Origin of the sequence: Olsenella uli, from assembly GCF_901212655.1 — a bacterium.
Lineage (GTDB): Bacteria > Actinomycetota > Coriobacteriia > Coriobacteriales > Atopobiaceae > Parolsenella > Parolsenella uli_A.
In genome coordinates, this window is sequence record NZ_CAAKON010000028.1 from 1 (window position 1) to 20,456 (window position 20,456).

The window sequence follows — 20,456 nt, forward strand, 5'->3', positions numbered from 1 at the left end:
GTAAACAACCTGTTGGCACTAAACACCTAGCTAATGAGAAAAGCCGCAAGGATGCCCTCATGGCAGGTGACGCTAGCCTCGGAGCTCTCGATGACGTTTGAGATGCCGCGGTCACGGAGGGCGTCCACACGAAAGCGGTCGAGGCACCAGCGCATCCCCGCCTCGCTCACGAGCGTTCCGTCCGCGAGAGCCACGAAGGAGAAGTGAAGCCCGCTCGCATCCTCGCCCATCACCCACGTCCCTGTGCCCCGCGGCGAGAGGATGCGGCACTCGAACGCGTCCTCCACCAACCGAGGCGCCAGGTCCGCGTTGGCAGCAAGCACGCCAAAGACCGCCAGGGCATGGTCCATCCTGCCCGCGCTCGCGCAGGTCACCGTCACCTCGAGCGGCTCATCGCACTCAGCGGCAAGCTGCCGTGCGCACGAGAAGGCAAGCGACAGATCCGTGTCGTACTTTGCCGGCGGAAAGAGGCGAATTCCGAGCTCGCCATAAAGCCCGTGAATCTCGGGGACATCGCGCACGTCATCCGCGGGGGTCACCCGCATGAGCACATCCGGTGCGGGCGATCTGTCGGCACCACAAGCGCTACGGTCCTTGGATGGGGAGATGTCCGGGCACAAGCGCACGCGCGCGCTGGACGAGCGCCCCGTCCCCTCGTCGGAAGCCACGACGCTGGACGCGGGCAAAGGGGTGCTCGAGCCACCATTCTCGCCCCCAGCCACGCGAGCACGGAGCCACCGCAGCGTCTCGGGGTTGACGGTGTCCGCATCCCCGCAGAAGGCGTCTGGGACAACGCCCGCCGCCCGGCAGGCATCCGCGCCGCGGTCAACCGCCACAACCGTGCCAGCCTCGCGGGCGAGCGAGGACAGCAATGCCGGGGAACTCGGCTCGGGCGAACCGGCAACCAGAAGAACTCTCATGCCTACGCCTCCGGCATTCGCTTGCGGCGGGCGTCATCAAACGCTCGAATACCATCGAGCGAGAGACCCTCGTATTCATAAGAGAAGACATCAGCCCAAGCGCGAATGAAGTCCTCGTCACGGCCGTCGTGCTCGTTGTAGATACCGGCCACGTGAAAGCCCGCGCGGCGGGAGGTCTCAACGCCAAAGGGGGCGTCCTCAAAGACCCACGTCTCGCCGAGTGGGACTCCCAGGCGCTCAAGCGCCTCGAGGTAGACGTCAGGATGGTCCTTGTCATAGCCATCGCGCACCTCGGCGGTACACACCACGTCCCTAAAGAAGCCGTCGAGACCATGGACGCGCAGAGCATCCCAGACGAGGCTCGACGTGGTGGAGGTGGCAATGATCAGCGGGATCTTGGCCGCCGCGAGCGACTCAACGAACGCATGGACGCCCGGCATCTCGGGAATGTGATGCTCATACTGGTCGCGCATGTAGTCGTGAATCTCGCGATTGAGGGCCTCGGCGCTCTCCCCCAAGCCAAAGGACTCATGAAGCCAGCGCGTGCCCTGAGGAAGCGTCATCGGCTCGACGGTCTCCTGCATCTCACCTGTGCAGACAAGGCCATGCGACTCGACGAGATGGGCAAAGGCGCCGTACCACACCTGCATGGAATCAAGCAGCGTGCCGTCGCAGTCGAAGATGGCTCCAGAGATTGCGGCCATGGAAGGTCCTTTCGGTATGAAGCGAACGAGCATGCGGATACAAACGCGTGCGAGGCAAGCGGACCCCCCCCCACCGCGCCGTGATGGCACGGGTTCGAGGGCGGGGAATCGAGACGATTCGTCACTCGCGCGCACTTGCCCCGCGCCCACGGCCCGCCATGTCCCCGGCCCACATTTTCACACGTCCAGCGTAGAAATGGGGAAATGCGTCCGCACCTTTTTCTCGCTCGAGGTATTGGGTAAAGTACTGCCTTGTGTATTTCGACGGTTCGATCGAGAACCCAGCTACGGAGGTATGTGAGAGATGGCTCGTTACGACTACAAGTGCACCAGCTGCGACAAGGTCTTCGAGGTGGAGCACCCAATGAGCGAGCGCCCGCACATCACCTGCCCAAACTGCGGAGCGGACGCCGAGCGCGTCTTTGAGCCGAGTGGCATCAGCTTCAAGGGCTCAGGCTTCTACAACACAGACCAGCGCGGCGGCAGCTCCTCCACAGCGGCCACCTCCGCGCCCTCCGAGAGCAGTACTGCAAGCGCTGCCCCCTCGAACGACGCCTGCGCCGGCTGCGAACACTGCGCCAGCAAGTAGGCATGGCGTCTGAGCGCCAACGCCCCACGCAGAATGACGCGCGCATCTGCCGCACGGCAAACAACAAGGGGACGGTCACCGAGCGAGGTGGCCGTCCCCTCTTTGTCGACAAGCAAGCCGTCACAAGCGGCTGCGGCAAAGAAGAGCGCCAGCGCGCTACGGGCTACACGCGTCGAACGAGACGGCAGCAGTAGTGACCGTCAAACGACCCCTCGATGGGCACCGACTGGAAATCCCCACGTTCCGAGACCCATGACGAGACGACCAGGCGCGCCCTATCATCAAGCGACGCGACACCGGGAGCCTCGAGCACGTTCTCGCGACGGAAGCCTCGCCCGGCGTCCGAGGCAAGAAACGCATCGACAACGCCAACGTTCTCCTCGTCAAACAGGGAGCACGTCGCGTAGACGAGAGAGCCACCCGGCGCAACGCGACCTGCCGCAGCCTCGAGCAGGCTCAACTGGAGACGAGGCAACGAGCCCTCGTTTGCGACGTCAAGCGCAGCCTCGTCGAGCGACCAGGGAATCTCGGGGTGACGACGCATGGTGCCCGAGCCAGAGCACGGCGCGTCAACGAGCACCGCATCGAAGCTGCCCGAGAGCTCGGCGGGAATCTCCTCGTCATTCCCGAGCTTCGTGACATCAAACTCCGTGCAGGAAACGATAGTGGGAAGGCCCGCGACACGCATGCGCTCGCGCGAGATGCGCACCTTGGACGCAATGGAGTCGCAACCATGGACCTCAAGCGTGCCGGACTTACCGGAAAGCTCCGCAGCATCCCCTACGAGTAGCAGGGACTTCGTGCCACGACCCTGCCCGACCTCGAGCAGCCTGCCCGAAGCAACGCTTGCCATGCGACAGACAGCCTGCGCGGCAAGGTCTGCCGTCACCACGGCGCACGCGCGCACAAGGCCGCTCGAGCCGAGGGCGCCGGCCTGGCCGATGCGCCACGCACGAGGAAGCCCGGCCTCGACGGGCTCGAGCCCCTCGGCCTCCATACGCGCGACAACTTCCTCACCCCCAAACGGAGGCACGGAGACGTAGACGGGCGCTGGCTCAAGCGCGCCGGCACAGACGGAAGCCGCGGCGCGGGGGCCGAGGGTCCCGACCAGCCTGCGAACGATCCAGGAGGGATAGCCAGAGGCCAGGCAGAGCTCCTCTTCAGAGGGCTCGCGCTTGGCACCGGCAGCAACCGCGGCAACCACCTCGCGGGCGTCATCGACCTGGGCACGGCCCTCGCCGATACGCCGAAGAACCGCATTGGCCATGCGCGCGGCCCTGGGCTGCACGCTGCGCACGAGCTCGACCCCTTGGCTCACGGACACCTGCGTGGGCGTATCGAGGTAGAGCACCTCAAACGCGGCAAGCCTAAACGCGTCACGAACGAGAGGCTCCAGCTTGCCCGCATGCATAACGTGTGCGTCGATCCTGTGGTCGAGCTCTCCGGCAGCCACGTTCACGCCAAGCACGAGGCGTGTCGCCAGCGCGCGTCCCTTGCTCCCAAGCGAGGACATCTCATGGGCGCCACGCAGCAGGTCGCGCGCACGGGCGCCACGACGGCGCTGGCGTGAAAGCAGGCGCAGGGCAACGGTGCGCGCAGGACTCGCGACGGCCATCTAGACCCGCTCCCAACGAATGTCGTAGCCACGAAGGCCGGCCGCCCAGGCGCTCGCAGGCATCTCGCGCTTGCCGTCGGGCTTGACCTCGAGCACCTCGAGGGAGCCGTCGGCACAGCCGAGAAGCACGCGGCCGTGGGAAACGGAGACCTCGCCAGCGGCGAGCGACGCGCCTCCAGAGCGGCGAGCCCGCGTGACCCTAACGCCCTTGCCCGCAACCTTGCAGCGCGCAGGCGCCGCATCCATGCTCGCCTGAACGCGGCGGACATTTGCGAGCGCGGCGTCAGACGGGTCGAGGCGCATCTCGGCCTTCTCGACCTTGTGGGCGTAGGTGACGAGCGACTCGTCCTGCTCGGTCCACGAAGCGGCGCCATCCTCGATGTGGCGCAGGGCCTCCACCAGGGCGCCGCCACCAAGCTCGGCAAGCTCGTCCATCAGGTCGGCACAGGGCTTGTCGGCCACCTCGGTGGAAACCTGGGCACAATAGGCGCCGGCATCAAGCTCATGTACCACACGCATGATGGAAACGCCGGCGCGCTCGTCGCCCGCGAGAACCGCGCGCTGGATCGGGGCGGCGCCGCGCCAGCGCGGCAGCAGCGAGGCGTGTACGTTGAAGCAGCCGAGCGGCGCGAGCTCCAGAATGGAATCCGGCAGGATGCAGCCATAGGCGGCGACACAGGTGACGTCGGGGGCGAGGGCGCGAAGCTCGTCCGACACCTCGGGCGTTATGCGATTCGCCTCAATGACGCGAAGGCCACGGGCGAGCGCCTCGGCCTTGACCGGGCTCGGCTCGAGCTTCTTGCCACGGCTGCGAATGGCGTCCGGACGAGTGACCACGGCCACGACGTCGAACGCCTCGTCTAGCGCACGCAGGGACGGCACCGCGAACTCGGGGGTGCCCATGAAGACGACGCGCATGCGCACCTCCTAGTTGGTCGAGGTCTCGCCGGGACGGGCACCGTCCTCGATGGCCAGCTCGGCCGCGCGCAGCGCCTGGAGGCGCTTCGTGGGCGAGAGGTGGTCAATCATCGTAACGCCGTTCAGGTGGTCGATCTCGTGCTGGAGGCACACGGCCAGGAGGTTGTTCTCGGCCTCGTACTGCATGAGGTCGCCGTCGAGGTCGAGCGCGCGGACGATGACGTGGCTCGGACGGCTGACCTGCACCGAAATGCCCGGGAAGGAAAGGCAGCCCTCGTTGAAGGGGCGCTCGGGACCGTCGGCCGCAACAATCTCTGGGTTGATGAGGACGTAGGGGTTCTTCTCACCGTCGGGCTCGGCGTAGTCGCAGTCGACGACGACCATGCGCACGAGCTCACCGACCTGCGGGGCGGCAAGGCCGCAGCCCTCGGCCGCGTACATGTCCTTGAGCATGCGCTTGGCCAGGGCCTTTACCTTGGCATCGATCTTCTCGATGGGTTGGCACTTCTGTGAAAGCCGGGGGTCCGGCGTAAGGACGATCTCGTCAATGGCGCTCATGGGGCTCCTTATTTCGATTGCAAAACTTAATCTTACCCAGCCTTGCCTAGCAGCCCAGCTCAAACCTTTCAATTCAAGTAAAGCCGACAGCTCGTGAGCTGCCGGCTTACATGAGCCGCTGCATCTATGGCTCATGGTCAAATGCCAACCCCTTACCGTTTGGCTCCTACATCATGTCGTACGCGTCGATGTCGATCGAGACCGTCACCTTACGGTCTTGCGGCAGCGTAGCGGCGGCGTGGGCGAGCAGAGGCCCAAGGTCCGCCTCTACGGGCGCTTTCACGACGATGTGCCGGCGGAGGCGGTCCTTCACGCGAGCCTTAACGCACTCGGCGGGCCCAAGCACCTCCCAGCCATCCGGAAGCTCGGGCACCCCGGGCCACGCGAACTCGGGAGGTGCGGGGATAGCCGCCTGGGGAGACGCGAAGAGCGAGGCCTGGGCCGGACCGCTCGTGAACTCCGCCCAACGTGCCGCGGCGCCAGCGACGACGCGTCTTCGGCCCTCCGACTCCGGGACGGCAACCGCGTCGCGCACGGCATCCGCAAGCGCCTTGCAACGTTCCCGCACGACGCTCTCCCCCACGCCCGTGACCGTAACATTGGCGAGCCTTGAATACGGCGGGTAGTACGCCTCCTCACGCTGCTCGAGCTCGTAGCGCTCGAAAAGCGAGCGGTCGTGCCGCGCCACCGACTGAATGGCCGGGTGCGTGGCCCAATACGTCTGCACGACGACCTCGCCCGGGCGCTCCCCGCGGCCGGCACGACCCGCCACCTGCTCGAGCAGGTGATACGTGCGCTCCGCCGCACGAAAGTCCGGCAGCTTGAGCGTGGTGTCCGCATTCACCACGCCCACGAGTGTGACCTCAGGAAAGTCGAGGCCCTTGGCGATCATCTGCGTGCCCACGAGCACGGCGCACGGGCTTGCGTCGAAGCGCTCGAGGAGCTTGGTATGCGCACCCTTCGTGGCCGTCGTGTCCGCGTCCATGCGGATAACGTCCACCTCCGCGCCCTCCAGAAGCACTCGTAGCTCGTCCTCCACCCGCTGCGTGCCCACGCCAAACTGCGCGAGGTAACGGCTCCCGCAATTTGGGCACTTCGTTGAGGGGTCCGGGAAGGCGCGCACGGGCCAGGAACGACCGCAGCTGTGGCAGACCAGGCTGTGCGTGCGCTCGTGATAGGTGAGGGACGTCGAGCAATGCGTGCAGGTGGGTACGCAACCGCACTCGCGGCACATGAGGAAGCTCGCGAACCCGCGCCTGTTGAGCATAAGGACCGCCTTCTCGCGCCGCTCGGCCACACCCAGCAGCGCATCGCGCAGCGCACGGGAGAAGATGGACCCGTTCTTGGCGGCAAACTCCCGCTTCATGTCCACCACGCGCACACGTGGCAACACGGCACCGCCCGGGCGCTCTGGCATCTCGACACGCGTCCACGAGGCATCGTGCCACAAACCCCTGCGACAGCGCTCGAGACTCTCGAGCGAGGGGGTGGCGCTTCCCAGCACGAGCGCCGCGCCACGCAGACGAGCGAGCTCGGCCGCCGCCTCGCGCGCATGGTAGCGCGGCGCCTGGTCCTGCTTGTAAGAGCCCTCGTGCTCCTCGTCCACGACGATGAGCCCTACGTTCGAGAGTGGGGCAAAGAGGGCGGAACGCGCACCAACAACCACATGGGCGCGGCCGGAGCGGGCCATGTCCCACTGGTCGAAGCGCTCGCCCACGGAGAGGCGCGAGTGGAGAATGGCCACGTCGTCACCAAAGCGGCTGCGAAAGCGGCCGACCGTCTGGGCGGTGAGCGAAATCTCGGGCACGAGCACGATGGCCGAGCGTCCATGCGCACGCACGCGCTCGATGGCGTCAAGGTAGACCTCGGTCTTGCCCGAGCCCGTGACGCCGTCAACGAGGACGACGTCTCCCCTCTCGTGCCCCACGGCACCCGCGATGGCATCAAGGGCGGCGCGCTGGCCGTCCGTGAGACGCTGGGGGCGCGGGGCAGAAGCGCTGGAGAGCGAGGAGCCCTCATCGCCGGACCCTCGGATGCGCCGGCGATGCTCAACGGACACAACGCCGCGCTTGAGCAGGGCTGACACAACGGAAGAGGCCCCGGGCACGAGAGCCGAGAGCTCTGCCATGCGCTGAGGGCCGGCCTCGAGCGCCTCGAGGACGCGCAGCTGGCGCCTGGCGTTGGCCCGAGGCTCAAATCCCTCGGCCGACTCCGTGAGCGAGACCCAGCGGTCATCGACAGCGCGGGCGCGCTCGACCACAAGCTGCCAGGAGCCGCCGTCCTCGCGCGCAACCTTCATCGTCTGGCCAGGAGGCAGCATGAGCCTAAGACAAAGGGCGAGCGGAGCCGCGTACTCGCGCGCCATCCACTCGGCGAGCCTCGCGCCAACCTGATCGAAGGAGGGTGCGGCAAGCACCTGCTTCACGGGGAGCACGCGCGACGCGTCAACGCCGTCCGCAGGCTCATCGGTGCGCGCGATGACGTACCCCACGACGTCACGCCTGCCAAAGCTCACGAGAACGGTCGTGCCCACCAGGCAGGATTGCTCCAGCCCGGCGGGCACGTAGTAGTCAAAGCTGCCGTCGATGGCACGGGCGGCTATGTCCGGAACGATGCTCGCGTATCTCATGCGTCCAGTGTGCCATCAAAAGGGCGCATGCGCCACGGGAAGCGAGGACAGCTGTGTCCCGATCAAAAAGGCCGATCCGAACCTCAAGCTCAACTCGCCAAGCTCCAAGCGCCAAATCGCTGGGTCCCAAGCGCCAAGCCAGCAGGCTCCAAGCGCCAAGCCAACAAGATCCAAGCGCCAAGCCGGAGACGAACCTGAAGCTCAGGCGAGCGAAAAGCGCCGCACTCGGCACAAGGTCCGATACGGGGCGCGCCTCCTACGCCCCGAGGCCCGTCGCCACGCTCACGAGCGCGATGATGGGGGCCGTGATGGAGGTGAAGATGGTCGGCCACGGCAGCGACCCCACCTTGAGGGCCGTGTAGACCGAGGACGCCGTAATGATGACGCAACCAATGATACCGATCAGAATCCCGACCGGGCTCAGCCGCCCGCGCACGCTCGCGCGGTCGCTCTGAGAGCTCAGGGGTTGTACTCCTTCGTATATCCGCCTCCCCTTCTGGGAGGTCGGGTTACGGAGCGGACGATACGCGAGTATAGTCATTTGACACCGCGCGGCCGCACAAAGGCCGGGTGACCCACGGCGGCACGCGACACCAAGGGAACGTTGTCGGGGCATGAACTCCGTGCCACCCGCGAATACGGGCGCTGCCGTCGTCACGGCGTCGCGCCGTTCAAGCGAACCTCGCCGCGGACACACCACAGCAGCCCACGAGGAGGAGACCCATGGCACAGTCTGTGCTCACCGTTGACGTTGGCAACACTAGCACGCACCTCGGCGTCTTCTCGGGCGACGAGCTGCTCGGCACCTTCGAGTACACAACACCCGCGCGCATCACGGCGGACGAGGCCCGGCTTCAGGTGCGCCACGCCCTCGACCTGCTGGGGCTTGAGACGCCCTGCGGCGCCATCCTCTCCTGCGTGGTACCCTCGCTCGCCGATGCCTGGGCGCAGGCCTTGAGGCGCGGCTGCATCAGCCGGGCCCTCGTTGTGAGCCCGGGGCTCAAGACGGGCCTCAAGATGCGCTATGACGACCCGGGCGAGATTGGGGCGGACCGCGTGGCCGACGTCGTTGCCGCCAAGGCGGCCTACGGCTTCCCGTGCGTTGTTGTTGACCTTGGCACTACGACGAACTTCGAGGTCGTCGATAGCGCGGGCGCATTTGCGGGCGGCATCATCGCGCCTGGCGTGGCCCTTGGCGCCGCGTCGCTCGCCCAGGCGGCTGCCCGCCTGCCCATGATCGAGCTCAGGGCCCCGAAGTCGGCCATCGGGCGCAACACGAGGACGGCGATGCAGTCCGGCGTCGTACTGGGCGAGGCGGCCCGAATCGACGGGCTGTTGGACGCCGTGCTCGCCGAGCTTGGCGCGCCCGCGCCCATCGTGGTCACGGGCAACTTCGCGCACACGATGTCGGCCCTGCTTCGCCACGACGTGACGGCGGACGAGGCCCTCACCCTCCGCGGCCTCAACCTCCTCTGGCAAGCCAACCAGCGCTAACCCGCCCTCCACGGCCACCCCACCCGATGAGTCACTTCCACGCCATGCCTGCCGTCTACTTTGACTCATTTTCCAAACAAGCCGTTACGAGCAAGAGCCGTCCGCGGATAGCATCCTGCCCCCTTCGCAAACGAGGCCCTAGACTTGGCCAAAGCTCGGTCGACGGAAGGGAACCATGGGTCTTACAAAACGGAAAAGGAGCGACTCTGACCTCTATCACGTCATGCAGCGAGGCAACTCCAGGCAGCTGCTGTTCGAAGATGACGCAGACAGACTGAAATATGTGGAGCTCGCAAATAGTGCGATTGCAAAGACTGGTGTTGGCGTCGTGGCGTGGTGCCTCATGGACAACCACACCCACCTCCTCATGCGAGGCAGACTGGAGGATCTCTCGAAATGCATGGAGCGCCTTGGTGGGTGCTACTCAAGGTACTTTGGCAAGAGGCATGACCGCGTCGGTTACCTCTATCAAGGCAGGTTTAAGAGCAAGCCCGTGTTGAGCGAGGCTCAGCTGCTAACACTCATACGCTACATCCACAGAAACCCGGTCGAAGAGGGCCTTTCAGATACCTGTGCATACCCATGGAGCAGCTATGTTGACCTTGCGGGAATGCGAAAGGAACCACTCGTCAGCATCGTCGGAGACGCCCTCGCGCTGTTCGAGTCGAAACAATCGTTCCAACTGTTCAACGAGGCACCGGAGGGGAGGCGGGAGACTCCCCGCCACAGGAAGGAGCTTCTAAGCAGCTTCGCCGCAAAGCCACCCAGGTTGACGGAATCCGACGTCAGGCAATCACTTAGCGAAATCCTGGCAAGAAGGGGTTACGAGGCGCTCCCCCATTCCGACAGGTTTGCGAGGAACGACATTCTGAGGGAATTAAAGGACCTGGGTTATACGGTCAGGCAGATCGAGCGTGCGTGCGGCATCGGGAGAAATATCATCCAGCGCGCGTAGATATGGTGCGAAAACAAGACAACCGGCCGTCAGATTTAGGGCTACCGACGCAGAGGGCAGTGTTGGGAAAATGAGTCAAAGTAGACGGCAGACTGACTCAAGATGGCAGCTAATAACCCAGGTGACCCACTCGCAGCGAAAAAAGCCGGCCGTCCAGGGGACGACCGGCTGCTAACAGCGTGTTGGGAAAATGAGTCAAAGTAGACGGCAGACTGACTCACGGGAACGAAAGGAACCGGGGTTAGGCGAGGCGAGCGATGGCGGCACGGAGGTCGTCGGTGCGGTTCGTGGCCTCCCAGGTGAAGTCGGGGTCATTGCGCCCAAAGTGCCCGTAGGCGGCCGTCTTCCCGAAGATGGGGCGACGCAGGTCCAGGTCGCGAATAATCGCACCCGGACGCAGGTCGAACACCTGCCGCACGGCCTGGTCGATCACGCGGTCGCTCACCGCGCCCGTGCCCTTGGTGTCAACGAGCACGGAGAGCGGATGCGCCACGCCGATGGCATAGGCAAGCTGCACCTCGCACTTGTGCGCAAGACCCGCCGCCACGATGTTCTTGGCCACCCAGCGCGCGGCATAGGCGGCAGAGCGGTCGACCTTGGTGCAGTCCTTGCCCGAGAAGGCGCCGCCGCCGTGGCGACCCATGCCGCCGTAGGTGTCCACAATGATCTTGCGGCCCGTGAGGCCCGTATCGCCCATTGGGCCACCCACCACGAAGCGACCCGTGGGGTTCACGTAGATGTCAGCACCCTCCCAGGCGATGCCCACGCCGTCGAGCACCGGTCTGATCACATGCTCGGTAACGTCTTGCTTGATGATGCCCATGTCCTCGATCTCGGGGTCGTGCTGCGTGGAGACCACAATCGCGGAGACCTCGACGGGCCTGCCGTCCTCGTAGCGTACGGTCACCTGAGTCTTGCCGTCCGGGCGCAGGTACGGCAGCTCGCCGCTCTTTCGAACGTCGGCGAGCTTCTTGGCCAGGCTCTGCGCGAGATAGATGGGCATCGGCATGAGAACGTCAGTCTCGTCCGACGCATAGCCAAACATCATGCCCTGGTCGCCAGCGCCGATGAGGTCAAGCGGGTCGGTGGTGCGACCGGCCTGGGCATCGAACGACTCGTCCACGCCCTGCGCGATGTCGGGGCTCTGCTCGTGAATCATGTTGATGACGCCGCAGGTATCGCAGTCAAAGCCGTACTTGGCGCGGTCATAGCCGATGCGGCGCAGCGTATCGCGAGCGATGCGCTGCACGTCCACGTAGGCCTGGGTTCGAATCTCGCCGGCGATGACCACCGTACCCGTGGTGACGAACGTCTCGCAGGCGCACCGCACGTTGTCGACCTTCGCGGGCTGCCCGTTGGGCGCCACGTAGCCATCAGCCTCGAGGCGCGCCTCCTTCTCGAGAATCGCGTCGAGTACCGCATCGGAGATCTGGTCGCAGATCTTGTCCGGATGCCCCTCGGTCACCGATTCGGACGTGAAGTAGTAGCTGCCCTCGCTCGGAACGTTGCCCGACGCGGTCACGTCCTGCTCGTTGTTGCCCATATGAAGTCCCTCCCCGACGGCCCGGCCGCCGCACGTCCGCCGCACCCTGCGGCGAAGATCTTCTCTGGCGGAGCGTAGGCACGCAACCGCCCGGGAACAAAAAACGTCCCCTCCATCACAAAGGGGACGTCGATGACAACCATATGGGTCATTGCTGCTCCCCCGTCTTCCGACCGCAACCAGCGCACGGTCGCCGAGAATTGGCACCCTGCCGAGCAGCAAACTGCGCGGTGGGTTGCCGGAGCGTCATGGGGCTCGGTCCCTCGGCTCTTTGCGACTTGCCAGCGACATATCTCATCCGCCACCAAAACGCCTCTTGACGAGCGCCCTCCCGGGCACGGGAAAGTGTATTCCCCAACTCATTTCCTGTAAACAACCGATACGCAGGGTTATGTAAACTAGCAAGCTTGCGCGCCGAGTCTGGAGCACGAGGAGCAGAAGCCGGATACACTTATGGCCGTCTGCAGCGACGCCTCACACGCCGCCCCGGACGTCAGCAGCCGCACCCAACACACCGCCGTACACAACGGCTCAACCGCAGCAGCAGGGAGAACACACGTGAGAGTTGCAGCCCGCATCTTCATGCGAGATCTCAAACGCATCTTCACAAACCCGGTGGCCACCGTCATCGCCATCGGCGTCTGCATCATCCCCTCGCTCTATGCCTGGTTCAACATCCTGGCAAACTGGGACCCCTATGGGAACACGTCCACGGTGCCCATCGCCGTCGCGATCGAGGACAGGGGCGCCGACATCTCCGACATGGGCTACACCAATGCCGGCGACATGATTCGCGACCAGCTCGAGGAGAACACGCAGCTCAAGTGGACCCTCGTCGACGAGGGCGAGGCACTGGAGGGCGTGAGGTCCGGCGCCTATTACGCCGCCTTCGTGGTGCCCGAGGACTTCACGAGCTCGCTCGCGGACGTCCTCGAGGGAGACACCCAGCAGGCCCACATCGCCTACTACGTGAACGAGAAGGCAAACGCAGTGGCACCAAAGGTCACCGACACGGGCGCCACGACGCTCGAGACCCAGATTGCCAACCAGTTCGTGAACGTGGTGGGCAAGACGGTGACTGAGAAGCTCCAGACAGCCACCAACAAGGCCGCCGGCGACATCGACTCCGCCACGCGCGGCGTGGCGACCGACCTCCACGACATCAACGACGAGCTCACCGGACTTTCGAGCGACCTGTCCGACGCGCAGGGCACCATCTCCGACGCGCGCGCCACGGTCCAACAGGCGCGCGACTCGCTTGCGACAATCTCAGGCACCGCCTCCTCGATGACGGACTCCCTGCAGGGCGCGCTCGACACGCTCTCCGGCACGCGCACCAAGGCCCAGTCGCTTGCCTCAAAGCTGGGCGCCGCGCTGGGAACCGGAAGCTCCACCATCGCGTCGATCTCGAGCACGGCCAACTATGACATCGGCCAGATCACGGGCGGCGTGGGCTGGGCCACAGGCAAGCTCGACGCCGCCATCGCACAGATCAAGGCGCTCAACGGCACCACGCAGTCCATCAAGTCCACGCTCGAGGACACCAAGACCACCATCACGAACATCCAGGCGACGGACGACGTCACGATCACCTTCCAGAGCCAGGTGACCGCTCAGTTCGACAGCGAGATCGACATCCTGGTGCAGCTCTCCGACAAGCAGCTCGCCCAGCTCGGCGCCCTGCAGCGCCTCTCGGATGACATCAAGAGCGGAAACGACGCCGTGAGCGGCCTCTCGACCTCCGTGAACGACGCCGTCCAGTCCAGCTCTCAGGCCCTCGCCAACCTGCAGTCGAGCCTCGCGACCTCCACGATGCCGCAGGTGTCCGACGCGCTCGACTCCTTCTCAGGCGTAGGCAGCAGGCTCGCCGGCACCGCAAGTGCCCTCTCCCCCATGCTCAACCAGGCAGATGGCACGCTCGCCCAGCTCGACGCCGTGCTGGCGCAGAGCGCGGACACCATCTCCCAGACGACCACCTCCGTCCAGGATGCGGCAGACAAGGTGGGCACGCTCGCCACCGACGCGGACGCCATACAGAGCGCCACGACCTTCGAGGGCATCAAGGACATCCTCGCCCTCGACCCCGAGGACGTGGGCTCCTACATGGGAACTCCCGTTGAGATGGTGAGCCAGCCGGTCTACCCCGTGAGCAACTACGGCTCCGGCGTAGCGCCCTTCTACACCAACCTCGCCCTCTGGGTGGGCGGCTTCGTCCTCGTTGCCATCTACAAGCTCGAGGTGGACGAGGAGGGCGTTGGCCACTTCAAGCCCTGGCAGGGCTTCTTTGGCCGCTGGATGCTCATGAACCTCCTCGGCCAGGTCCAGGCCATCATCTGCTGCGTGGGTGACATCGTGCTCGGCATGCAGTGCCTGGCGCCCGCCGCCTACGTCTTTGCCGGCATGGTACAGAGCTTCGTCTACGTCTTCTTCGTGTACGCCGTCTCGGTGGCCTTCAAGCACATCGGCAAGGCCCTCGGCGTCCTCGTCGTGATCCTGCAGATTCCGGGAGCCTCAGGCGTCTACCCCATCGAGCTCATGCCCGGCTTCTTCCAGAACCTGCGCCCCTGGCTGCCCTTCACCTACGGCATCAACGCGATGCGTGAGGCAGTGGCCGGCTTCTATGGCGACTACTACGTCAAGAACCTGCTCGTCCTGCTCGTCTACCTCATCCCGTCGCTGCTCATCGGCGTCACGGCGCGCCGCCACCTGCTCAACGTCAACGGCCTGTTCGACCGCAAGCTGGGCGAGACGGACCTCATGATCACCGAGCGCGTGGCGCCCAAGGGCGCGCACTTCCGCCTGTCCACCCTCGTGAAGGTCCTCATGAACTCCGACGAGTACAAGCAGACCTTCCTCGAGCGCGCGGCAAAGTTCGAGCTCATGTATCCGATGCTCGTGCGGCGCGGCTTTGCGGCCCTCATCTGGGTGCCGCTCGTGCTCCTGGCCCTCATGTTCGTGCTGCCGGCAAAGTTCGCCTTCCTCGTGTGCTGGATCGTCTCGCTCGTGGCCATCTGCGCCTTCCTCATCGTGGTGGAGTACTTCCACAGCCGCGTGAGCGCCAAGACCACGCTTGCGGACATGAGCCGCACCGAGCTCTACGGTCTGCTCGACGACGAGCTGCGCCAGGAGTTCATGGCATTCGCGCCGCTCGACAAGATGCGCCTCGACCGCACGGCACCGCGCGGATCGGCCGCCTCCAACACGGCGAACCTCGCCACGCCCAGCAGGCTCGAAAGCGCCCCGGGCAAGACGAGCTCGAGCACCGCAAATGACCCAGACGTGACCACGCAAGACGACAACGCCGAGAAGGGAGGCGACGCACGATGAGCAACATCCTCAGCTTCATCAGGCGTGATGCGCGCCACCTGCTCTCGAACGTCATCAGCCTCGTCGTGATCGTGGGCATCATCGTCGTGCCGACCTTCTACGCCTGGTTCAACATCGCCGCCATGTGGGACCCCTATGGCAACACGAAGAACCTCAAAGTGGCCGTAGCCAACTCCGACACGGGCTACAAGAGCGACCTCATGCCGCTCGAGGTCAACGTGGGCGAGCGCGTCGTCAGCGACCTGCGTGGCTCGGACTCGATCAACTACGTCGTGACCGACGAGGACGACGCCCTCGAGGGCGTTCGCTCGGGCGCGTACTACGCGGCCCTCGTCATCCCGGAGAGCTTCTCGTCGGACATGATGACGATTCTCTCGGCAAACCCCACGCACCCCCAGGTCATCTTCTACCAGAACGAGAAGGCCAACGCTATCGCCGGCATCGTCACCGACAAGGCGTCGACCACCGTGCAGCGGGACATCGACGAGTCGTTCGCGTCCTCCGTGACCTCGGCGGGAGCGGGCGTTCTCGACCAGCTCGGCACCTACCTCGATGGTGACGAGATGACGCAGGTGGCCTCCCGTCTCGACACTGCCGTCTCGGACGCGCAGGAGACCATCTCGGGCACCTCTCGGAGCGTCCGCAGCTTCTCCGCGCTCCTCGAGTCCACCCAGGGCCTGCTGAACTCCGGCACCGGCACCTTCGACACCTCGCTCTCCTCCACGCTCGACGTCGGCGGCTCCATCCGCGACACGGCGAGCGGCGTGAGGACCCTGGGCGACGCCCTCGACGGCGCCACCTCCTCCATCAACGACACACTCAACCAAAGCTCCTCGAGCTTGGGATCGGTCTCCGACGCCATCGACAACGCATTCGCCGTGGCAGGCGGCCAGACCGACAAGCTCGCGAACGCCCTTACCAAGGTGAACGACGACTACGTGAAGGTCGTCGTGGCCCAGCTGCAGACGCTTTCGGACCAACTTGCCGGAACCGACACGCTCTATGACGAGTACGAACACAGCGTCACCGAGGGCAACGTGTCAACCCAGACGATCCATCAGACGCGCCTCACCATCCAGGGTCTCAACGACCGCGTCCAGCAGGCGCTCAAGGAGATGCGCGAACTCTCCGGTCAGCTCGACAAGACCGTGAGCGACCTGGAGAAGGGCAAGACCGACGCCGAGAGCGCCCGAAGCGAGCTCCGCCGGCTGGTTGACCAGGCAAAGGGTTCGCTCTCCGACGCCCAGGTGAACTACGACGCCAACGTCCGCGGCTCGCTCCAGGACCTCGCAGGCAAGATCGAGTCTGCCGCGGATGAGGCCGAGGGTATCGCCTCGAGCCTCTCCGCGACGCTCGACTCCGTGAACTCCACGGCGGGCTCGGCGGCCCAGGGCCTCGGCGACGCCAAGACCTCGCTCGATGACACGGCGGCTCGCCTCGACGACGCGGCGGCCGACCTCGGCGAGCTCCACAGCCAGCTGCGCGCTGCCCTGGACTCCCAGGACCTCGACAAGCTACGCGCCATCCTCTCGAGCGACCCAGGCGCGCTCGCGAGCTTCATCTCGAACCCCGTCTCCGTCGACAGGAACCCGGTCTACCCCATCGAGAACAACGGCTCGGCCATGGCCCCGTTCTTCACGACCCTCTCGATCTGGATTGGCGGCGTCATCCTCTGTGCCCTCATCAAGGCCAACCCAAGCGAGGAGGCCATGGCGGAGACGGGCTGCGGGCACACGAAGGGCTATATCGGCCGCATCTTCCTGTTCGTGATGGTGGGTTTCCTCCAGGCGCTGCTCATCTGTGCGGGCGACCTCTTCTTCCTGGGCGTGCAGTGCGCCCACCCCGTCCTGTTCTTCTTGGCGGGCCTGGCCGCAAGCCTCGCGTTCGTGAACATCATCTACTCGCTCACCGCCTCGTTTGGTGACGTGGGCAAGGCCATCGCCGTGGTCCTCATGGTCATGCAGGTGGCAGGCTCCGGCGGAACGTTTCCGCGGGAGATGCTTCCTGCGGGCTTCTTCCAGACGGTGTATCCGTTTTTGCCCTTCGTCCACGCGGAGAACGCCTTCCGTGCCGCGATGTTTGGCCTCTACGGCAACGACTTCTGGCGCGAGATCGGGCTGCTTTTGCTCTACCTCGTGCCGGCGCTCTTGCTGGGCCTCGTGCTGAGGCGTCCGGTCATCAGGCTCAACGAGTGGGTGGAGCACAAGATCGAGAGCACCAAGGTGATGTAAGGGCAACGGCACGGAGGCGAGGCCCAGCGCTCCGAGCCCCAACACCCGAGCCCCAATGAGTCGCCCGCCCTGCGTCTGCCATCCCGTTTGACTCAATTCTGTTTGAAAAATGAGCCAAATGGGATGGCAGACGCATGAGTCAGGTGGTGCCACTCGGGGAAGCCTAAGCGAAGCTCACCGTCAAATGCAGACAATGAACAGCAGCTCGAACCCTATGCGGGCACGGCAGGCTACAGTGGGTGGCACACAGAAACCACCGCGAGCCGCAGGGCCCGCCTCCATGCCGGGAGAATCACATGTCAGCCCAAGCCGAACAGAACATAACCGCAGCTACCAGAACAACCCCACTATCCCGCGAGGAGGCCATCGCCCTCCTCGAGGCACCGGGAGCCGCGCCCGCAGAGCTCCTCGATAAGGCCTTCGAGCTCAGGCGAGCTCACAAGGGCCTCGTGGTAGGCGTCCAGCTGCTCACCAACGCCCGCAGCGGCAACTGCACGCAGGATTGTGCCTACTGCGCCCAGTCCAAGCGCTCGAAGGCAGACATCGAGACCTACCGCTGGGTATCCGACGAGAAGCTCGAGGCCGATGACGAGCTCGTGGCGCGTGACCACATGGCCCGCCACTGCATCGGGCTCTCCGGCATGGGCTTCACGGACGAGGAAATCGAGCGCCTGGCTGACCGCATCCGGAGCCTCAAGCGCCGGGGCGGCTCCATCTGCTGCTCCATCGGCTTTCTTACCGAGCGCCAGGCCCGCATGCTCAAAGACGCAGGCCTCGACCGCATCAATCACAACCTCAACACGAGCCGCCGCTTCTACCCAAGCATCTGCTCCACCCACACCTGGGACCGTCGTGTACAAAACATCCGCATGCTGCAGGGCCTCGGCTTTGAGATCTGCTGCGGCGGCATCATCGGCATGGGTGAGGAGCCCTACGATGTGGTCGACATGCTGATGGAGCTCCGCGAGCTCAGGCCCCAGTCCGTGCCCATCAACTTCCTCATCCCCATCGGCGGCACGCCCCTGGGCGACAGGCGCCCCAAGCCGCTCACCACGGACTTTTGCCTCAAGGTGCTCGCCCTCGCGCGCGTCCTCGTGCCAAACGCAGACCTGCGCTGCGCCGCGGGCCGTGAGCTCTATTTCCGTGGGCGCGAGCGCGAGCTCTTCCGCGTCGTCGACTCCATCTTCGCCGACGGTTACCTCACGGCCCGCGGCCAGGGCATCACCGACACCATCAAGCTCATCGAGGATGCGGGCTTCGTGTACGAGTGCGAGGCAGAGGCCGAGTAGGTCGCCATACCCGAGAGGCCAGCTATACTTGTGGCTGTATGTGAATTCGGCACAAGGAGGACAATTCATGTCCGACAGCTCCACCCCGGTACGCGTTCGCTTCGCCCCCTCTCCCACCGGCAAGCTCCATGTGGGCGGCGCCCGCACGGCCATCTTCAACTGGGCGTTCGCGCGTGCCAACAACGGCACGTTCATCCTGCGCATCGATGACACCGACCCGGCGCGCTCCACCGAGGAGAACACCCAGATCATCCTGCGCGCCATGCGCTGGCTTGGCCTCGACTGGGACGAGGGTCCCGAGGTAGGCGGCGACTTTGGCCCCTACAAGCAGATGGAGCGCCTCGACATCTACAAGAAGTGCGCCATGCGCCTTTGGGACGAGGGCAAGGCCTACCCGTGCTTCTGCTCCGCCGAGCAGCTCGCCGCAGACAAGAAGGCTGCCCAGGAGCGCCACGATCCGTTCCAGGGCTACCAGCGCCGCTGCCGCCACCTCTCCCGCGAGGAGGCCGAGGCGCGCATCGCGGCCGGCGAGCCCTACGTGCTGCGCATCAAGGTGCCCGAGGACCGCGGCGACGTCGTAATCCACGACGCGGTGCACGGCGACGTGACCTTTGACGCCAAGGAGCTCGACGACTTCGTGATCTTCCGCTCCGACGGAACGCCCACCTACAACTTCACCACCGTGGTGGACGACGCCATGATGGGCATCACGCACGTCATCCGCGGCGACGACCACCTCTCCAACACTCCGCGCCAGGTCATGGTCTACGAGGCTATGGGCGCGCCCGTGCCCACCTTCGCGCACATCTCCATGATTCTCGGTGCGGACGGCAAGAAGCTCTCCAAGCGCCATGGCGCCACGAGCGTGGAGGAGTACCAGGCCGCGGGCTACCTCTCTGACGCCTTCGTAAACTACCTCGCTCTGCTCGGCTGGAGTCCCGACGGAGAGACTACGATCGTGCCACGCGACGTCCTCGCCAAGACCTTCTCGCTCGACCGCGTGTCCAAGAACCCGGCCACCTTCGACCCGGCCAAGCTCGACTGGATCAACGCCGAGTACCTCGCGAACATGAGCGACGAGGCCTTCTGCGACCAGATCATGGTGCCCGAGCTCGCCCACGCCGGCCTCCTCGCCAGCGCCGGCGACAAGCCGCGCGCGTGGCTGCTCACGCTCGCCAGCGTCGTGAAGCCCCGCACGAAGCACCTCGGTGACGTGCCGGGTATCTGCGGCATGGTCTTTGGCACGGCCGACACCCTCGAATACGAGGAGAAGGCAGTGAAGAAAGGCCTGGCCAAGGAGGGCATGCACGCCGTGCTCGAGGCTGCCGTGTCCAAGCTCGAGACTCTCGAGACCTGGACGGCCGATGCCATCGACGCCGCCCTGGACCCTGTGCCCGAGGAGCTCGACGCCAAGAAGCGCCTCGTCTTCCAGGCCATCCGTGCCGCTGTCTGCGGCAACCTCGTGAGCCCGCCGCTCGGCGTCGTCATCGAGCTCGTGGGCAAGGATGACGCCCTCGCCCGCCTGCGCCGCGCCGAGGAGCTGGCCCTCTAGGCTGCCCTCGCGCGCCCGAATGGCGCGCGGGTATCCGAGGCCTCTTCAAGCGCGCAGAGTACAGCACGTGAAGACGCCGACAGCAAGCGAGCTGCGACAGCGGGCCCGCGGCCAGTATCTGGCCGCGGGCCC

15 protein-coding genes are annotated in these 20,456 nt (G+C 65.4%); 7 read left to right on the top strand and 8 right to left on the bottom strand.

Going from position 1 to position 20,456, the window contains the following annotated elements:
• Positions 1–26 precede the first annotated feature (26 nt).
• Positions 27–920, bottom strand: coding sequence for a thiamine pyrophosphokinase (locus EFAMC2_RS05985; RefSeq protein WP_154027937.1), 894 nt, complete (start codon positions 918–920; stop codon positions 27–29).
• A gap of 2 nt (positions 921–922) precedes the next feature.
• Positions 923–1,624, bottom strand: coding sequence for an HAD family hydrolase (locus EFAMC2_RS05990; RefSeq protein WP_187325184.1), 702 nt, complete (start codon positions 1,622–1,624; stop codon positions 923–925).
• Positions 1,625–1,928: 304 nt separating this feature from the next.
• Between EFAMC2_RS05990 and EFAMC2_RS05995 the strand changes: the two genes are divergently transcribed.
• The gene (locus EFAMC2_RS05995; RefSeq protein WP_154027939.1) at positions 1,929–2,213 is read left to right on the top strand and encodes an FmdB family zinc ribbon protein; all 285 of its coding nucleotides are present in this window, start codon (positions 1,929–1,931) and stop codon (positions 2,211–2,213) included.
• Between the two features lie 163 nt (positions 2,214–2,376).
• Here the strand turns inward: EFAMC2_RS05995 and EFAMC2_RS06000 are convergent, their stop codons facing one another.
• From EFAMC2_RS06000 to EFAMC2_RS06020, 5 genes are all read right to left on the bottom strand, one after another.
• The gene (locus tag EFAMC2_RS06000) at positions 2,377–3,828 is read right to left on the bottom strand and encodes an RsmB/NOP family class I SAM-dependent RNA methyltransferase (RefSeq protein ID WP_154027940.1); all 1,452 of its coding nucleotides are present in this window, start codon (positions 3,826–3,828) and stop codon (positions 2,377–2,379) included.
• Positions 3,829–4,746 (bottom strand): methionyl-tRNA formyltransferase, encoded by a 918-nt coding sequence (gene fmt, locus EFAMC2_RS06005; RefSeq protein ID WP_154027941.1) that lies wholly within the window; start codon positions 4,744–4,746, stop codon positions 3,829–3,831.
• A gap of 9 nt (positions 4,747–4,755) precedes the next feature.
• Complete coding sequence (gene def / locus EFAMC2_RS06010) at positions 4,756–5,304, bottom strand: peptide deformylase (RefSeq protein WP_154027942.1); 549 nt, start codon at positions 5,302–5,304, stop codon at positions 4,756–4,758.
• A 166-nt stretch (positions 5,305–5,470) separates the two neighbouring features.
• A complete protein-coding gene (gene priA / locus EFAMC2_RS06015) occupies positions 5,471–7,933 on the bottom strand; it encodes a primosomal protein N' (protein ID WP_154027943.1) in 2,463 nt (820 codons plus the stop codon).
• Positions 7,934–8,189: 256 nt separating this feature from the next.
• The gene (locus tag EFAMC2_RS06020) at positions 8,190–8,369 is read right to left on the bottom strand and encodes a hypothetical protein (RefSeq protein ID WP_261980138.1); all 180 of its coding nucleotides are present in this window, start codon (positions 8,367–8,369) and stop codon (positions 8,190–8,192) included.
• 287 nt (positions 8,370–8,656) lie between these two features.
• Here EFAMC2_RS06020 and EFAMC2_RS06025 point away from each other — a divergent pair, with 287 nt between their 5' ends.
• Both EFAMC2_RS06025 and EFAMC2_RS06030 read left to right on the top strand, forming a co-directional pair.
• Positions 8,657–9,427, top strand: coding sequence for a type III pantothenate kinase (locus EFAMC2_RS06025; RefSeq protein WP_154027944.1), 771 nt, complete (start codon positions 8,657–8,659; stop codon positions 9,425–9,427).
• A 175-nt stretch (positions 9,428–9,602) separates the two neighbouring features.
• A complete protein-coding gene (locus tag EFAMC2_RS06030; protein ID WP_154027945.1) occupies positions 9,603–10,382 on the top strand; it encodes a transposase in 780 nt (259 codons plus the stop codon).
• A gap of 241 nt (positions 10,383–10,623) precedes the next feature.
• Here the strand turns inward: EFAMC2_RS06030 and metK are convergent, their stop codons facing one another.
• A complete protein-coding gene (gene metK, locus EFAMC2_RS06035) occupies positions 10,624–11,925 on the bottom strand; it encodes a methionine adenosyltransferase (protein ID WP_154027946.1) in 1,302 nt (433 codons plus the stop codon).
• Between the two features lie 558 nt (positions 11,926–12,483).
• Between metK and EFAMC2_RS06040 the strand changes: the two genes are divergently transcribed.
• The 4 genes from EFAMC2_RS06040 (at position 12,484) to gltX (ending at position 20,324) form a co-directional block, all read left to right on the top strand.
• Positions 12,484–15,252 carry a YhgE/Pip domain-containing protein gene (locus EFAMC2_RS06040; RefSeq protein ID WP_154027947.1) on the top strand — a complete coding sequence of 923 codons (2,769 nt, stop codon included), beginning with the start codon at positions 12,484–12,486 and terminating at the stop codon, positions 15,250–15,252.
• Complete coding sequence (locus EFAMC2_RS06045) at positions 15,249–17,483, top strand: YhgE/Pip domain-containing protein (RefSeq protein ID WP_154027948.1); 2,235 nt, start codon at positions 15,249–15,251, stop codon at positions 17,481–17,483. Before EFAMC2_RS06040 ends, EFAMC2_RS06045 begins: the two co-directional genes overlap by 4 nt.
• Before the next feature lie 296 nt (positions 17,484–17,779).
• Positions 17,780–18,772, top strand: a complete 993-nt coding sequence (gene bioB / locus EFAMC2_RS06050; RefSeq protein ID WP_154027949.1) for a biotin synthase BioB — start codon at positions 17,780–17,782, stop codon at positions 18,770–18,772.
• A 67-nt stretch (positions 18,773–18,839) separates the two neighbouring features.
• A complete protein-coding gene (gene gltX / locus EFAMC2_RS06055) occupies positions 18,840–20,324 on the top strand; it encodes a glutamate--tRNA ligase (RefSeq protein ID WP_154027950.1) in 1,485 nt (494 codons plus the stop codon).
• The last annotated feature ends 132 nt before the right edge of the window (positions 20,325–20,456 follow it).

Excerpts from the sequence above, each read along its gene's own strand:
- EFAMC2_RS05985 (WP_154027937.1), bottom strand. The coding sequence starts at position 920 with ATGAGAGTTCTTCTGGTTGCCGGTTCGCCCGAGCCGAGTTCCCCGGCA.
- fmt (WP_154027941.1), bottom strand. The coding sequence starts at position 4,746 with ATGCGCGTCGTCTTCATGGGCACCCCCGAGTTCGCGGTGCCGTCCCTG.
- EFAMC2_RS06025 (WP_154027944.1), top strand. The coding sequence starts at position 8,657 with ATGGCACAGTCTGTGCTCACCGTTGACGTTGGCAACACTAGCACGCAC.
- EFAMC2_RS06000 (WP_154027940.1), bottom strand. The coding sequence starts at position 3,828 with ATGGCCGTCGCGAGTCCTGCGCGCACCGTTGCCCTGCGCCTGCTTTCA.
- EFAMC2_RS05990 (WP_187325184.1), bottom strand. The coding sequence starts at position 1,624 with ATGGCCGCAATCTCTGGAGCCATCTTCGACTGCGACGGCACGCTGCTT.
- EFAMC2_RS06045 (WP_154027948.1), top strand. The coding sequence starts at position 15,249 with ATGAGCAACATCCTCAGCTTCATCAGGCGTGATGCGCGCCACCTGCTC.
- EFAMC2_RS06030 (WP_154027945.1), top strand. The coding sequence starts at position 9,603 with ATGGGTCTTACAAAACGGAAAAGGAGCGACTCTGACCTCTATCACGTC.
- EFAMC2_RS05995 (WP_154027939.1), top strand. The coding sequence starts at position 1,929 with ATGGCTCGTTACGACTACAAGTGCACCAGCTGCGACAAGGTCTTCGAG.
- priA (WP_154027943.1), bottom strand. The coding sequence starts at position 7,933 with ATGAGATACGCGAGCATCGTTCCGGACATAGCCGCCCGTGCCATCGAC.
- metK (WP_154027946.1), bottom strand. The coding sequence starts at position 11,925 with ATGGGCAACAACGAGCAGGACGTGACCGCGTCGGGCAACGTTCCGAGC.
- bioB (WP_154027949.1), top strand. The coding sequence starts at position 17,780 with ATGTCAGCCCAAGCCGAACAGAACATAACCGCAGCTACCAGAACAACC.
- def (WP_154027942.1), bottom strand. The coding sequence starts at position 5,304 with ATGAGCGCCATTGACGAGATCGTCCTTACGCCGGACCCCCGGCTTTCA.
- gltX (WP_154027950.1), top strand. The coding sequence starts at position 18,840 with ATGTCCGACAGCTCCACCCCGGTACGCGTTCGCTTCGCCCCCTCTCCC.